General features: G+C 68.9%; 12 protein-coding genes. 4 read left to right on the forward strand and 8 right to left on the reverse strand.

The window, feature by feature from the left end; genetic code table 11:
- Positions 1-103 precede the first annotated feature (103 nt).
- On the reverse strand, positions 104-1,006 hold the full coding sequence (locus CYFUS_RS23365) for a LysR family transcriptional regulator (RefSeq protein WP_095987241.1): 903 nt from the start codon (positions 1,004-1,006) through the stop codon (positions 104-106).
- A gap of 91 nt (positions 1,007-1,097) precedes the next feature.
- Here CYFUS_RS23365 and CYFUS_RS23370 point away from each other — a divergent pair, with 91 nt between their 5' ends.
- A complete protein-coding gene (locus CYFUS_RS23370; RefSeq protein WP_095987242.1) occupies positions 1,098-2,219 on the forward strand; it encodes an aldo/keto reductase in 1,122 nt (373 codons plus the stop codon).
- Between the two features lie 86 nt (positions 2,220-2,305).
- Here CYFUS_RS23370 and CYFUS_RS23375 read toward each other — a convergent pair whose 3' ends face one another.
- The 6 genes from CYFUS_RS23375 to CYFUS_RS23400 form a co-directional block, all read right to left on the reverse strand.
- Positions 2,306-2,722, reverse strand: coding sequence for a hypothetical protein (locus CYFUS_RS23375; protein ID WP_095992180.1), 417 nt, complete (start codon positions 2,720-2,722; stop codon positions 2,306-2,308).
- Positions 2,723-2,782: 60 nt separating this feature from the next.
- Positions 2,783-5,938, reverse strand: coding sequence for a sensor histidine kinase (locus tag CYFUS_RS23380; RefSeq protein WP_095987243.1), 3,156 nt, complete (start codon positions 5,936-5,938; stop codon positions 2,783-2,785).
- Between the two features lie 37 nt (positions 5,939-5,975).
- Positions 5,976-8,594, reverse strand: coding sequence for an aconitate hydratase AcnA (acnA, locus tag CYFUS_RS23385; RefSeq protein WP_095987244.1), 2,619 nt, complete (start codon positions 8,592-8,594; stop codon positions 5,976-5,978).
- Between the two features lie 400 nt (positions 8,595-8,994).
- On the reverse strand, positions 8,995-9,621 hold the full coding sequence (locus CYFUS_RS23390) for a hypothetical protein (protein ID WP_095987245.1): 627 nt from the start codon (positions 9,619-9,621) through the stop codon (positions 8,995-8,997).
- Between the two features lie 150 nt (positions 9,622-9,771).
- Entirely contained in the window at positions 9,772-10,977 is a 1,206-nt protein-coding gene (locus CYFUS_RS23395) for a sensor histidine kinase (protein ID WP_232537724.1), read from the reverse strand.
- Complete coding sequence (locus CYFUS_RS23400; RefSeq protein WP_095987246.1) at positions 10,949-11,635, reverse strand: response regulator transcription factor; 687 nt, start codon at positions 11,633-11,635, stop codon at positions 10,949-10,951. Before CYFUS_RS23400 ends, CYFUS_RS23395 begins: the two co-directional genes overlap by 29 nt.
- 142 nt (positions 11,636-11,777) lie before the next feature.
- On the opposite strand from CYFUS_RS23400, the gene CYFUS_RS23405 reads away from it, so the two are divergent.
- Positions 11,778-12,551 carry an alpha/beta hydrolase gene (locus CYFUS_RS23405; protein ID WP_095987247.1) on the forward strand — a complete coding sequence of 258 codons (774 nt, stop codon included), beginning with the start codon at positions 11,778-11,780 and terminating at the stop codon, positions 12,549-12,551.
- Between the two features lie 3 nt (positions 12,552-12,554).
- Here the strand turns inward: CYFUS_RS23405 and CYFUS_RS23410 are convergent, their stop codons facing one another.
- Positions 12,555-13,046: a hemerythrin domain-containing protein gene (locus CYFUS_RS23410; protein ID WP_095987248.1), complete on the reverse strand. Its 492-nt coding sequence runs from the start codon at positions 13,044-13,046 to the stop codon at positions 12,555-12,557.
- A gap of 273 nt (positions 13,047-13,319) precedes the next feature.
- On the opposite strand from CYFUS_RS23410, the gene CYFUS_RS23415 reads away from it, so the two are divergent.
- Together CYFUS_RS23415 and CYFUS_RS23420 are read left to right on the forward strand one after the other, a co-directional pair.
- A complete protein-coding gene (locus tag CYFUS_RS23415) occupies positions 13,320-13,697 on the forward strand; it encodes a hypothetical protein (protein ID WP_095987249.1) in 378 nt (125 codons plus the stop codon).
- 23 nt (positions 13,698-13,720) lie between these two features.
- On the forward strand, positions 13,721-14,227 hold the full coding sequence (locus CYFUS_RS23420) for a MarR family winged helix-turn-helix transcriptional regulator (protein WP_095987250.1): 507 nt from the start codon (positions 13,721-13,723) through the stop codon (positions 14,225-14,227).
- Positions 14,228-14,263 lie beyond the last annotated feature (36 nt).

Below are 14,263 nucleotides of genomic sequence, written 5' to 3' on the forward strand. Positions count from 1 at the left end.
CCGCGCGAGGTCCTCGCCTGCCTGGGTGGTCGAGACGTGTGAGAGGGAATGGGGGGGCGAAGGTCTGGCGCAGCAGCCCGGCCCCATTCAATCGCGCGGAGGCTCAGCGGCGAGGGAGGATGTCTCGCGCCATGTCGAGGAACGCGCGCAGCGGGCGGGAGGCGCGCGTCCGGTTGGGGAAGTACAGGAAGAGTCCCGGCACGGTGGGCGCCCACTCTTCCAGCACGGGCCTCAGCGCACCGGTGCGCAGCCAGGGGGCGGCCTGGCTCTCGGCCACGTAGGCGAGGCCCAGGCCCGCGGCGGCCATGCTCAGCAGCAGCGGCGCGTGATCCGAGGCGAGCGGCCCCTTCACTGGCACGCTGAGCTCCCGCCGACCCTGCTCGAATTCCCAGTGATACGGCAGCCCTGTCGAGGGCGAGCGGTAGCCGAGGCAGGCGTGGTCGGCCAGGTCCTTCGGCCGCCGCGGAGTCCCGTGCCGCTCGAGGTACGAAGGGGCCCCCACGACGAGGAACCGGAAGGCGGGCGTGAGGCGCACCTGGACCATGTCACGCTCCACCGCTTCCGACAGACGGATACCCGCGTCGAAGCCTTCCTCGACGATGTTGACGAACCCGTCCTGCACGGACACGTCGACGTGGACGTGCGGATGGACCTCGAGGAATTTCGCCAACACGGGCTCGACCACGAGCGGCAGCGAGAACGCGGGCACCGACAGGCGAAGCGAGCCCGTGAGCTGCGTGGTGTCGGCGGACAGGTGCTCGAGCGCCGCCAGTGCGGACTGGAGACCCGGCGCGGCGTCTTCCATGAGCCGGCGTCCGGCCTCGGTGAGCGACACGCTGCGCGTGGTACGGGCGAGCAGCGCTTGTCCCAGTTTCTCCTCCAACTGGCGGACGGCCTGACTCACCGCGGAGGAGGAGACCCCGAGTTCCTTCGCGGCCTGGGTGAAGCTGCGACGCCGGGCAACGGTGACGAACACGGCCAGGGCATTGAGGGGCGTGAGGGCCATTTCTAAGGGATTCTAAAGAGTGTGTGCGGGTTTCGCGTCTTCATTCCGCGGCCCCTGGAAGGCAGTTTGAAGCCATCCACAGGGGAGACACATGACGACGACCCATCGAATCGACTCGCTGGCGCAGTACCACCTGCTGGGCCGCAGCGGCCTGCGCGTGAGCCCGCTGTGCCTGGGCACCATGACCTTCGGCACCGAGTGGGGCTGGGGCAGCCCGAAGGAAACCGCCCACCGCATCCTGGCGCGCTACCTGGAGGCGGGCGGTAACTTCCTGGACACGGCGGACGGCTACACGGGCGGGACCAGCGAGCAGCTCATCGGCGAGTACTTCGCGCAACAAGGCGGGCGGGACGGCGCGGTCATCGCGACGAAGTTCACCGTCAACACCTCGCCGGGGGACCCCAACGCGGGTGGCAATGGCCGCAAGAACATCTACCGCGCGCTGGAGGGCTCGCTGCGGCGGCTGAAGACGGACTACGTGGACCTCTACTGGCTGCATGCGTGGGACGGCCTCACGCCCGTGGAGGAGGTGCTGCACACGCTCACCGACCTCGTGCGCGAGGGCAAGGTCCGCTACATCGGTCTGTCCGACGTGCCGGCCTGGTACTTCGCTCGCGCGCAGACGCTCGCGGAGCGCGAGGGCCTGGAGCGCATCGCGGCGCTGCAACTGGAGTATTCGCTCGTCGAGCGCAACATCGAGCGCGAGCACATCCCAGCGGCACTGGCGCTCGGAGCGGCCATCACTCCCTGGAGCCCCCTGGCGTCGGGGCTGCTGTCGGGCAAGTACACGCGCGAGGGCGTAGGGGCGAAGGGGGAGGGCCGGCTCCCCTCCATCTCCACTTCCGGCAACCCGGGGTTCCTCAAGCTCTTCACCGAGCGCAACTGGGACATCGTCGACGCGCTCGGGGACGTGGCCCGCCAACTGGATCGGCCTCCGGCACAGGTGGCTCTCGCGTGGGTGACGCGCCGGCCCGGCGTGGCGTCCACCATCATTGGCGCGACGCGGCTGGAGCAGCTCGAGACCAACCTGCGCGCGCTCGACGTGGAGATTCCGGCCCCGCTCGCCGAGCGCCTGGAGGCCGCCAGCCGCCCCGAGCTTGTCCACCCGTACCACTTCTTCGAGGAGGCCTTCTTCACCGGCGGCATGTTCACGGGAGGCACGACGGTCCGGTCCGAGCCCACGTGGTTCCGGCCGGGCCCGGGTCGCCGGTAGGGCGCGGGTGGAACTCCCAGGCGGCGCGGCTTGCCGGCTGGCAAGCGCTGACCTGCCTGCCCGCTGCCCGCCTGGGAGCGGCCTGATTACCTTGGCCGCAACGCCTTCCACGCACCGGTGGACCACAGCGCCCAACCCATCAGCACGGGCTGGAAGAACAGCCGTAGAAACCGCTTGGTATCCGTATCGAGACCGAACGCGGAAATGCGCTTGGCGTACTGGTGCAGATTGCCGGGAAAAATCAGCGCGTAGAATGCCGCCAGGCCCAGTCCCATGGGGACCTTGTGCCGTGTACTGAGAATCAAGGACAGCCCGAGTCCGATCTCGACCACCCCCGAGAGCAGGACCACGGTGTCCTTGTCCATCGGCACCCAGTCGGGCACCTGCGCCTGAAAAGGCTCCCGCGAGAAGGTGAGGTGGCCCGTGCCGGCCCCTGTCATGAATGAGCCCAGAAGCCAGCGGCCCATGTTTTGAGAAGCTGTTGTCTTGGTTTCGTTCAGCACGGGGTCCCTCCTCTTGCAGTCCGTCACCGCTCAACGGAGCAACAGGCTGTCCCTCCTTCCTTATTCTCCGCCGGGCCTGGCGGCCTTGAGCCGTTTCATCCACCGGTGCAACAGACTGTAGGAACGGCCGGATGAAGAGTCCGCGTAGGCGGATGCCGCGTGGAGCCGCACTTCCACCTCCGTGCCACCCTCCGGCGCACTGAATATCCGCAGTGCTCCACCCAGGCGCCTGGCGCGCTCGAACATGCCCTTGATGCCGTAGCGGCCCGGCTTGCCGTTGTGGTTGGCGTAGAGGGGGTCCAGGCCCATGCCGTCATCCTTCACGCACAGGCTCAAACGCTGCTCGTCATAGGTCAGGGACACGACGATGGAGCGGGCCTTCGCGTGGCGTACCACGTTGGCCACCGCCTCCCGGGCGAGCATGAGCAGCTCGTCGCGGGCGGCGGCGCGCAGCGGCCTTTCGTCGCCGGTGACGGAGACGTTGACGAGGAGCTTTCCGTCCGCCACTTCCCGCGCCGCACCATCGAGCGCCGTGCCGAGCGGCCCGTCGGTCGCGCGCAGATCGGAGACCCGGTCACGCGCGGCGGTGATCAGGCCCTCGGCCTTCACGATCGCGCCCTCCATCCTTTCGTTGAGCTCGGGGTCGACGATGCGCCTGGCCACGCTGTCGAACTGAAGCACCAGGCCCTGCACGCCCTGGAGCAGCGTGTCGTGCAGTTCCCGGGCAATCCGCTCCCGTTCGCGGTGGCGCTCTTCCAGTCGCAACTGGACCTGTTTTTCGATGGCGCGGGCCCGCATCCGGTACGCACCCCAGACAATGGCCAACAGCGCGACCACACAGGCAATGGCGAAAGCCTTTGTCTGGACCAGGGTGGGCTCGATGGTGAAGTCCAGCGTGGCGCCGGTTTCGTCCCACACGTCGTCGCCGTTGGAGGAGACGACGCGGAAGCGATAGCGGCCATGGGTGAGATTGGCGTAGGTCGCCTCGCGCAGCGAGCCGCCGTCGTGCCACTCGCCGTCCACGCCCTCCAGCCGATAGCGGAAGCGTGCCCGATCCGCCGCCGCGAGCGTGACCGCGGTGTAGCGCAGCGTCACGCTGTGGGTCCCTTCCGGCAGATGCAGATCTTCTCCGGCGAGATAGGTCCGGTCGCCGGCCCGCACGCTTTGGATCTCGGTCCGGGGTGGGCGCTCGTTCCTGAGCAACCCGGTTGGCTCCAGCCACGCGACGCCGCGGTTGGTCGCGAACCACAACCGACCGCGCTGATCCCTCACCGCCGTGGGGACCGGGCCCGCCTGCATGGCGATGCCGGGCAGTCCGTCGCGCCAGTCGAGCAGGCGGTAGTTCAGCGCACCGCCGGGCCGCGAGAACATGCTTTCGATGTCGCCAGCCTTCACCTGGACCACGCCCCGCCCGCCGTTCATCCACAGATCCCCGTCCAGCGACTCGACGATGCCGGTGATGAAACCAAAGGCGGTGTCCCGGCTTTCCAGAATCGTCGCGAAGCGCTGGCCGTCGAAACGCGCGACCCCGCTTTCGCCGGCGACCAACAGGTTCTTGTCGGTCGCGTGGATCGTGGTGGCGCGGCCGATCGCCAGCCCATCGCCCGCACCGTATCGGGTCGAGTGGCCGCCGGACCACCGGACCACTTCGTCCTCGAACGCCAGCCAGACCTCGTTGCCGGGACCGAGCGCCATGGCGTTGGGGGCGGGGCTGTAGCCGAACCGCCTTTCGGGGTGGATGCCCTCGGGTGTGGCGACGAAGATCCCACGGCCGACGATGGACAGCCACATGCCGTCCTCGCCGTTCGGTATGGAGGCCACCACCTGCGAATCAACGGTGCCGACGGGGAGTTCGAACTTCCGCAGCGTGTCGCCCGCGCGCCGAAACACCTCCCGTCCGGTGAACCACCACAGCGCGCCATCGGCGGCGTAGGTGGCCGTGCGGTTCGGTACTGGACCGCCGTAGGCGCGAGGTGGTGCGGGAGGGTCCAGGACCAGCGTGGTCTGCCGATTGCCCGCCACCACCCGGGAATCCAGGACCGCGAGCATGAAGCCCCCTTGAGACATTGACGCCAGCTCGGGGATGTCCTGCAGGCGTTTCGTCTGGAAGCCCGCCAGTCCGGCGTTCGTGCCTACCCACACGGTGCCCTCGGTGTCCTCGAGCACCGGCACCACCACCGGAGAGGCCAGTCCATCGGGCTGCTCGAACTTCTCCAGCGGATCCGAGGGGCGCAGGCCGCGTCCGGTCGGAATACTGGCCGGGGAGGGCAGCCGCCAGATGCCGGCCCCCCAGACGGTGAGCCAGAGGCTGCCGTCGCGGGCGAACAGCATCTGCTTGGCCCGTGCGAAGGCAGGCGCGCCCGCCGTGGAAGATGACGAAGAGGCGTCGGATGTCGGCGGAGCCGCTGAAGACGCGGGGGCGGTGCCCGGCGGGACGGACCGGGCGTGATCCGGCAGAGGCCGTGTCCCCTGGAGATCCTCGCTCAGCCACAGCCGGCCATCGGGGTCCTCCGCGAGCACGGCATCTCGGGAGATCGTTTCTCCCGTGTCATGGAACCGCCGTTCCCCCGGACGGAGGAAGACCAGCCGGCGTGGCGTGCAGACCCAGAGCACGCCGCGCCGATCGACGTAGACATATTCCGCGGCGCCGTCGTCGTAGCCCCATTCCCGGCCCACGGCACGCCATTGCCCCGCCTCGTACCTGGCCAATCCGCTCGCGGCGGCGGCCCAGAGCACACCGTCCGGGGTGCTGGCGAACCTCAGCACACGGCCTGGTGGCATCCCCTCGTGGGGGCCGAAGACGGTGGCGCGGCCATCACGCAGTCGCGCCGCGCCTCCGGCGAAGAAACCCAGCCAGATGTCGCCATTGGGCAGCACCTTCAGCGCGTTGATGTTGGAGGAGGGCAGTCGCTGCCCCTCCCGCAGCGGATAGCGGTCGAAGCGGACCCCATCGAATCGATAGAGGCCCATGCCGGTGCCGAGCCAGAGGTATCCCGTGGGGGCCTGCTCCAGCGTCCAGATGTCGGCGGGAGCGCCTTCGTTTACCAGGTGCTGGGTGTAGGCGTAGTGGTCGAGGGACGTGGCCGCGGCGTCGCAGGGGCGCAGCGAAGCGACCAGTGCGAGCAGGAGGGTGATGAAGGACGACCGGGGATGCATGGGGTTTGGGGCAGGCGGCGAAGTATGGCCCATCGCGCACGGTGCGTACACGACCACCATGGGCGGGGCCGTCGCGTCGTGCCCCCGCCGTGCCACGTCAGGTGCGACCCGCCACCGTCCGGGCGAGGATGTTGGCGATCATGCCGCCAGCACGCAGCAGGTCGGCCTCGGCCTTCGTCTCGATGAACGCTTGTGCCGTGCCGCGCTCGATGCGCCCGTCGGCGCGCCGCAGCGTCGTCGTGATCTCCAGGTGCGGTGCCCATGCTTCCGGTGCCCAGTCGACCTCCAGCACATCACCGGGGCGAAGGCCGAGCGCCTCTGGGCGCCAGCCCTCGGGCAGGCGGAGCGGCAGCACGCCCATGCCGATCAGGTTGGACCGATGGATCCGCTCGAGGCTGTTGGCGAACAGCACCTTGGCGCCGAGCAGCTGCACGCCCTTGGCGGCCCAGTCGCGCGACGAGCCCGTGCCATAGCGTTCGCCGGCGACGATGCAGACCGGCTGGCCCAGCTCGTGGTAGTGCGCGGCGACCTGCCAGACGGGGAGCCGCTCGCCCGTGGCGGCGAAGACACTCGCGCCGGCTCGCAGTTCGTCGCCCAGGTGGTTGATGACGCTGCGATTGGTGAACAGCCCGCGCAGCATCACCTCCCAGTTGCCACGACGCGACGAATAGACGTTGAGGTCGGTCGGGTCCTCGCCTTGCTCGATCAGCCACCGCCCGGCGTCGCTGCTCGCCGGGATCGCGCCGGCGGGTGAGATATGGTCGGTGGTGATGTCGTCGCCGACCACCATGATCGGGTGCATCAAGAGGGCTCCGGCATCGCCGCGCGGCTCGGCGAAGGCGACGAACGGCGGCGGTCGCAGATAGGTGGAGGCCGGATCCCAGGGGAACAGTGGAGTCCCCGGTGCCGAAAGCTGCTGCCAGACACGCGACGCTTCCGCCGCGCCATACGCCTGGTCCATATCGCCCGGCGCCCAGGCTTCTCGGGTCAGTTGCTCGACCTCGGCGGCGCCAGGCCACAGCTCGTGCAGCGTCACCGGCCGGCCGCTCGCGTCGGTGGTGATTGGATCGTGCGCGATGTCCATCGCGGCATGCCCCGCCAGCGCATAGGCGACCACCAGCGGCGGCGACGCGAGCAGCGCGTTGTCCACCTGTGTGTGGACACGGCCCGGGAAGTTGCGGTTGCCCGAAAGGACGGCGATCGGCTTCAGTCCCTGCTGCTCGATGGCCTCGACAACCGGCGCTGAAAGCGGTCCCGAATTGCCAATGCAGGTGGCGCAGCCATGGCCCACCACGCCGAAGCCGAGCGCCTCGAGCGCCTCGAGCAGGCCGACCCGTGCGAGCCGACGCGCGGTCGCGGGCGAGCCCGGCGTCATCGATGTCTTGACCCAATGCGGTGTCCGAAGGCCGAGTGCGCGGGCCTTGCGCGCGACCAGGCCCGCCGCGACAAGCAATCCGGGATCGGTCGTGTTGGTGCAGGAGGTGATCGCCGCGATCGCGAGCGCATCGGGCGGCAGTGGACCCTCGCGCACCCCCGCCAGCGCTGGCGCCAGCACGGCCGGCACCTCGGCGGTCGCGAGCAGGTCCTGCGGTCGCTTGGGCCCGGTGAGTGACGGCCGAAGCTGGCCGAGGTCGACCTCGAGCAGTCGGGTGTAGCGCGGCCGTGCCTCGGGCTCGAACCACAGCTCTTGCGCCCGGGTCTGCGCGGCGACCAAGGCGACCTGAGCATTGGAGCGGCCGGTCAGGCGCAGATAGTCGAGCGTGTGCTCGTCGACGGGGAAGAACCCCGTGGTCGCGCCATATTCGGGCGCCATGTTGGCGACGACCGACCGCTGGCCCACGGTCAGCGTCGACACGCCGGGGCCGAAGTATTCGACGAACTCGCCCGCGACCTTCATCTCGCGAAGCCTGTGGGTGACATGGAGCGCGAGGTCGGTCGCGAACACGCCGTCGGGCAGACGGCCGGTCAGTCGTACGCCGATCACGTCGGGCAGGCGGATGGAGACGGGCACGCCGAACATCACGCCCTCGGCCTCGATGCCGCCCACGCCCCAGGCGAGCACGCCCATCGCGTTGACCATCGGCGTATGACTGTCGGTGCCGACCAGTGCGTCGGGAAAGCAGGTGAGGCTTCCGTCGTGGCCGGGCGCGGTCTCCGTGACAGTGGCGAGCCGCTCCATGTTGATGGTGTGCATGATGCCGGAGCCCGGCGGAAAGACGCGAAAGCCGGTGACGGTTCGCGACGCCCATTTCATGAAGCGGTAGCGCTCGGCATTGCGCTCCATCTCGCGCGCCATGTTGCGCTCGAGCGCGTCCTCGCGGCCGAAGAAGTCCACCGCCACCGAGTGGTCGGTCGAGGTCGCGACCGGTAGCACCGGGTTGAGGCGAGCGGGATCAACGCCTTTGCTCGCCACCACGTCGCGCATCGCGGCGATGTCGGTCAGCGCGGGACCGCAGGTCGTGTCGTGCATCAGAATGCGGTTTGGAAGAAAGCGGATCTCCTCGTCGCTGCGCCCATGCTCCTGCCAGGCCGCGAAGTGCGCGACCGCTGTCCTCGCGTCCTCTGGCGGTTGGGTGCGCACGATGTTCTCGAGCAAGATGCGATGCACGACGGGCATCTGGCGGAAGACAGCGCCGACCGCGGCCGCGACATCGATACAGGAGGGCCTGCCCGGCACGTCGAGCACGAGGGTCGGAGAGACGGAATGCAAGGTCATCGAGGGTCCTCGAGCGTTGGCGGGTGGTCCGGCTCAGGCCGTCAGCAAGCTTACCCACGGCACCGGAGGCCCGAGGGCCGCCCCTTGCCCCAGCGGCGCCAGGCAGGTCATCGCGAACGAGATGAGGAGCATAAGACAGAGAGGGGCTGTATGGAGGGGGGGCAGGCGAAGAGGGGCCGAGGAGGGTCGGTGGAGAGGCCGTGCATCCCCGTTGGGTAGAGCAGGGCGCTTGGGTCATCCTCGAGACGCCGCAGCCTGGAAGCGGACGAGGCTCAGCACCTGGCAGCAAGGAGGCGGCCCGTGCCGCGCTTGCGGAAGGCTTGTGGGGAAGCGTGACTGCGCGTTGGCGCGTGAACTGCTCCACCGCGCCATCACCTGTCGCCAGCGCACGTGAAAGGTGTCAAACGACTCGCGGCGCCGAAACGGGTTCTTTGACACCTTCCGCGCCGGTGCTGCTGGGGGCCCGTGGTGGAAAGGAGCGGCGCTCCTCGAGCACCTGGCGCTGGCGTTCCCGGCATTCCAGCGCCCAGGGCGAGGGCTCGGTGAGGGAGATGAGAACGAGCTCCTCCCCGGGCTCCGAGTACGCCACCTTGGGAAGCGGCTGACCACGGTGGAGCAGGGGCACATAGCCCATGCGCGCCCAGAAGCGCATCCCCCAGCTCCCCCCGTAGAGGAGGTGACGGCCCGAGCGGCGATGCTGGAGGATGAGTTCGGAAAGCGCCTCCACGTGCTCAGGGCTCCGGCCCCCGAAGATGCCCAGCGCGGGCAGCTCGAGCCCATGGGCATCGCACGTGGCGAGCGCGACCTGCTTGAAGGCCGCCACCGGCTCTCGCCCCGACTCCGTCTGTACATAGAAGAGATGATGGCGGGCAACGAAGTCGCTCGTGTCGAAAGGCATGTAGCGGTCGCCGAAGTCCGCCCTATAAGCAGCGGCGCGGACTCGCTGCATGTCCATGAAGGACTCCCGGGCCGCCGGGTTCTCCAGGTGAAGGAACGGGACCTCCAGGGTGACGAGCTCGACCTTCAAGGAGACGCCTCCTCACGGACGGGCTTGCACCCCGTCACGACGAACTTGTTGTAGAGCCGGGACTCGAGGACGTAACGCATGGTACCCCAAGCAGGTGCGGAGGCGTCGTGATGACGCGGCGGCGTGGCTCAACGGCAGGCGACCGGCCCATCAGCCATGACTCTTCCGTTCCCAGGTCAGCCGCACCCGCGTGCCATGGGGCTCCAGGGTGTCGATGGCGATTGTCCACGAGAACCGCCGGGCGAGCCGCTCCACCAGGGAGAGTCCGATGCCAAAGCCCTCCTGCCCCGGCTCGACCGAGCCGAAGCCGACGCCGGTGTCAGAGAGGGTCCACGCCGTGGGCTCGATGCCGATGACGATGCGTCCCTCGCTCGTGTAGGCCAGGGCGTTCTTGAGGAGGTTGCCCAGCATCACCCGGGCCACGGGGGCTGGGAGGGGGGCCAGGACTTCTCCCGCGGACTCGATGGAGAGCTCGACGTGGTCGCTCTGGCGCAGGTGCTCGTACAGCGCGACCAGCTCACGTGAGACTCGGAGCAGCTCGCAGCGCTCCTCGGAGCGGCGCTCCCGCGCCAACCAGAGGATGCCCTCCGTCAGCAGGCCCATCTGGTTCACGGCCTGGCGAAGGCGGCGGAATGTCTCCGCGTCCCGGGGTGGGTCGAGTTCGAGGATCTCCACCGCCCCCTGGGCCACGGCCAGGGGTGTGCGCAGCTCGTGGCTCGCGTCGCGGTTGAACCGCCGCTCACGCTCCAGCAACTCCTGGATACGTGCGTCCCGCGTTCGCAGCGCCTCGAGCAGCGCGCGCACCTCGGCCACTCGGCCATCGTCCTCGGGGAGTGCTCCGTCCTCTTCCCGCAGCCGTTCCACCAGTTGCTCCAGCGGCCGACCGAGGCGGCGGGCCACGATGTGGCCGAGCAGCGCGGCGGCCAGCAGCGCCAGCAGCGCGCTGGTGAGGAGCAGGCCGGTCCTTCGCCGGAGCTGGGACGTCGTGCTCGTCAGTGCGGACACGTCGAGCGCGACATACCGGGGGGTCCCGTTCGCCGCGCCAGGGCGCACCGCGACGTGGAAGTGTCCGTGGCCCTCGGTGGGGATCTCGTATTCGCCCTGGGACGCCTTCTCCGCCAGTCGCTCTCTCAGCCAGGGAGGCAGCGAGGCTTGGCCGGAATACGTGGTGATGCCCGGCGGATGCCCCGGCTCGGGCCGGTCCGCCTCGGCGGCGACGAGCCGGTTGAAGATGACGTCCTCGAGGTCATAGCTGAAGAGCGTGAAGAACGCGCCCATGAGCACCAGCGCGAACGCCGCGCAAAGCCACATGGAGCGCAGCAGGAGGTCACGGACCGGTCTGGCACTTGCGCGCATCCAGGCTGTACCCCTCGTTTCGCCGGGTGGTGATGGCATGGTCGACTCCCAGCCCGGCGAGCGCCTTGCGCAGGGCGTAGACGTGGGTGCGTAGCGCGCTCGAATCCGGCGCGTCGTCCCCCCAGAGCCGCTCCGCCAGCGCCTCCGTGGAGACGGCGGCGGGCGCGGCCTCCATCAGGAGCCGCAGGATGAGGGCCTCGGTGCGATGGAGCCGGACGGTGCGCTCGCCCCAGCGCAGTTGTCCGCTCTCTGGCTCCAGGGTGAGTCCTCCCAGGATCAGTCGCCGCCCGCTCGGGGGAACGGGCCGGCGTGCCAGCGCTTCCAGGCGCCAGCGCAGTTCCCGGAGCGAGAACGGCTTGACGAGGTAGTCATCCGCGCCTGCCTGGAAGCCCTCTTGCTTGTCCTCGAGCGTGTCCCGGGCCGTCAGCATGAGGATGGGAACGAGCCGGGGTGCGAGCTGCCGGTAACGCTCGCACACCTGGATGCCGCTCATGCCGGGCAGCATCAGGTCGAGCACGATGACGTCGTAGGCGTTGGCCAGCGCGAGCGCGAGCCCCTGGGGGCCGGTGGCCGCGAAGTCCAGGAGGAAGTCCGGCTCCAGGAACCGGGCGATGTTGGCCTGGAGGTCACGATTGTCCTCGACGATGAGTACGCGCATGGAGGGAGCGCCGGACTCCTGTTCCGGACGCAAGCGAGGAGGGTACCAGCGGCCGTGTCAAACGAGTGTCAACGCGTGATTGACGCGGGGTTGACCCGTGCGTTGGCAGTGTGGGTGCCCTCTTTCGAGGAGGAGTACCGCGATGACGCGCTTGCTTTTGCTGGGTCTCTGCTTCCTGTCCACCTCCGTGGCCCATGCCGCCCGCCCCGCCGTGCCGATGGAGGTCCAGGCAGAGGATGGGGAACGGATTGCCGTACAGGTGCTGGAACCGGAAGGGGACGCCGCGAATCCGCCCGTGGCCGTCCTCCTGCACGGCCTCACCCGGAACAAGGAGGACTGGCTGTCCGATGCCGCGCCCACGTATGGCGGGGCGCTGACGGAGTACCTGTTACGCTCCGGCTACCGGGTCTACCTCATGGACGCGAGGCGGCACGGGGCACGGGCGACTCCCGACGCGCGGCCCGGCGAGCTCGCGAAGCGGGCGCACGGCGGGGACACCGCGCCCTATCAGGCGATGATCGTGGACACCGTGCGCGATGCGCGGGCGCTCCTCGCGCGGGTGCTGGCCGGGGGCAAGCCACCGCGGGTGCTCGTCGCGGGTTACAGCATGGGCGCCCAGGTGGGGCTCCTGCTGGCCTCGCGCGAGCCACGCGTCACGCATCTGGTGACGATGGTACCACCGCACGTCGACCCCGTGCTGGGCGACGCCGCGCCCGTGAACCGGATGGGCGGGATTCATCAGTCCTGGCTGCTGCTGACCGCGACGCGCGACCCGTTCTCCACGGCGGAGAACAGCCAGGCGCTGTTCGAGGCCGCGCCGTCCAAGAGCAAGGCGCGCAAGGCCTTCGACAGCGGGCACGCCTTGCCGCGCGAGTACCTCGACGAGGTGCGCCGCTGGTTGAGTGAGACGCGATAGTCCTCAGCTCAGCGGCGCCGCCTCGCCGATCTCACGGGGGACCTGCATGCGCGGCTGGGTCTGGATGAGCTCGGAGAACATGGCCTCGAGCTGCTCGCCCATGACGCTCAGCTCCTCCTTGGTCAGCAGCTTCTTCACTTGCTTGAAGAGGTCCTTCTCCTCTTCCTCGACGTGATGCTCGACCAGATCCTGGAGCACCTTCACCTTCGCCCTGAACTGCGCGTCGGAGGGCTCCATGTCGAGCAGATCCGCGATGACGCGCTTGGCCGACAGATGCTCCTCCACCGCCTCCTGGAGCTTGTCCGCCGTGGGCCCGACGTAGACGCTGGGGTAGAAGAGCTTCTCCTCGATGGTGGCGTGCGCCGCGAGGTTGTCCGCGATACGCACGAACAGCGCCCTCAGCAACTCCTCCTTGCCCTCGCCGGTCTTCTCGAACTTCTCGAACAGTTCCTCGACCTCGCGGTGCTGCTGCGTCAACAGTTCGATGGCGTCCATGGTCTCGTTCCCCTCGTATGTGAGTCGCGTGAGGCGTTCCTGGAGCCAACTTCGGCACGGCTCCCGGGGACGCCAACTGTCAGGCTCCTTCTCCGCCGTGCTGTCGGGGGGACTCGACTCCACGGGTTCGCCCCGCCCAGGGACTTCTCGCGTGGGGCGCGGGGATCCTGGAAGCATGCCTGCTCACCGGCATGGCGGAGGCTGCTATGGCGTCCGGGAGGGACATGCGGGAGGGCATGGACGGGTGCCTCTGGCTGCGCTTCACTGTGGCCGATGACTCCTCACCAAGCAGAGAAGGTCCTGGCGGACGCGGAAGTGGTGCCGTGCGCGGAGATGCAGCTCGCGGATGCCCGGAAGCTGGTGGATGCCTGCCTGGCCGAGGACGTGCCGGCCTTCGTCCACCGCGAGGCGTGTGGCAAGCCGAGCTGTTCCCCGAAGTTCCAGGTGCTCGTGCGTCCCGAGGACGTCCCCCGGGTCGCCGGCCTGCTCCAACAGCGCTGGTTGGACAGCCTCCACCGAGAGGGGCTCCTCCCCGAGGACCAGGCCCCCCGGGAGATACCGGAGGACGGCGAGCTGCCGTGCCCCGCGTGCGGCACGGCCGCCCCGCTCGTCGCGGGCGCGTGCAGCGACTGCGGCCTTCAGCTCGAGTGAGTCGCCACCAGAGAGGAACCCAGATGCCGTACTACAACGAGAAGAACTACAGCATCGAGCGAAGCGTGGGCTACCTGCTCAACGAGCTCGCGAAGCTCATCAACGAGGACCTGGACGCGCGTCTCAAGGATGCCCTCTCGGTGAGCTTCGCGCAGTGGCGTGTGCTCGTGGCCATTCTGCAGTGCGACACCGAGCCCGAGCCCGCGTCCGCGTCCATCCTCTGTTCCAAGATCGACTATGACTCCGGTGCGATGACGCGTCTGCTCGACAAGCTGGAGGCGCTCGGCTTCATCACGAGGGAGCGCGACGTGTGGGACCGCAGGGCCTACACGCTCAAGCTGACGAAGAAAGGGCGCCTCGTGGCGACCAAGGGCCTCGTGATCGCCCGCGACAACCTCAATCACTCGATGGCGGATCTGACGGATCAAGAGGCCGAGACGCTCCTCTCGCTTCTCCTCAAGGTGAAGCAGACGAACCTGTCATTGAAGGCGGCGCGGCAACCCGCCCAGAAAGCCCAGAAGCGGGCCTAGCTCCCGCGGCTCCGCCCTTCCCGGGTTCTGTCCCTC

Origin of the sequence: Cystobacter fuscus, assembly GCF_002305875.1 — a bacterium.
GTDB lineage: Bacteria > Myxococcota > Myxococcia > Myxococcales > Myxococcaceae > Cystobacter > Cystobacter fuscus_A.

Bases quoted from the DNA above. Each gene is read 5' to 3' on its own strand.
- CYFUS_RS23365 (WP_095987241.1), bottom strand. From the start codon at position 1,006: ATGGCCCTCACGCCCCTCAATGCCCTGGCCGTGTTCGTCACCGTTGCC.
- CYFUS_RS23370 (WP_095987242.1), top strand. From the start codon at position 1,098: ATGACGACGACCCATCGAATCGACTCGCTGGCGCAGTACCACCTGCTG.
- CYFUS_RS23380 (WP_095987243.1), bottom strand. From the start codon at position 5,938: ATGGTGGTCGTGTACGCACCGTGCGCGATGGGCCATACTTCGCCGCCT.
- acnA (WP_095987244.1), bottom strand. From the start codon at position 8,594: ATGACCTTGCATTCCGTCTCTCCGACCCTCGTGCTCGACGTGCCGGGC.
- CYFUS_RS23395 (WP_232537724.1), bottom strand. From the start codon at position 10,977: ATGCGCGCAAGTGCCAGACCGGTCCGTGACCTCCTGCTGCGCTCCATG.
- CYFUS_RS23400 (WP_095987246.1), bottom strand. From the start codon at position 11,635: ATGCGCGTACTCATCGTCGAGGACAATCGTGACCTCCAGGCCAACATC.
- CYFUS_RS23405 (WP_095987247.1), top strand. From the start codon at position 11,778: ATGACGCGCTTGCTTTTGCTGGGTCTCTGCTTCCTGTCCACCTCCGTG.
- CYFUS_RS23410 (WP_095987248.1), bottom strand. From the start codon at position 13,046: ATGGACGCCATCGAACTGTTGACGCAGCAGCACCGCGAGGTCGAGGAA.
- CYFUS_RS23415 (WP_095987249.1), top strand. From the start codon at position 13,320: ATGACTCCTCACCAAGCAGAGAAGGTCCTGGCGGACGCGGAAGTGGTG.
- CYFUS_RS23420 (WP_095987250.1), top strand. From the start codon at position 13,721: ATGCCGTACTACAACGAGAAGAACTACAGCATCGAGCGAAGCGTGGGC.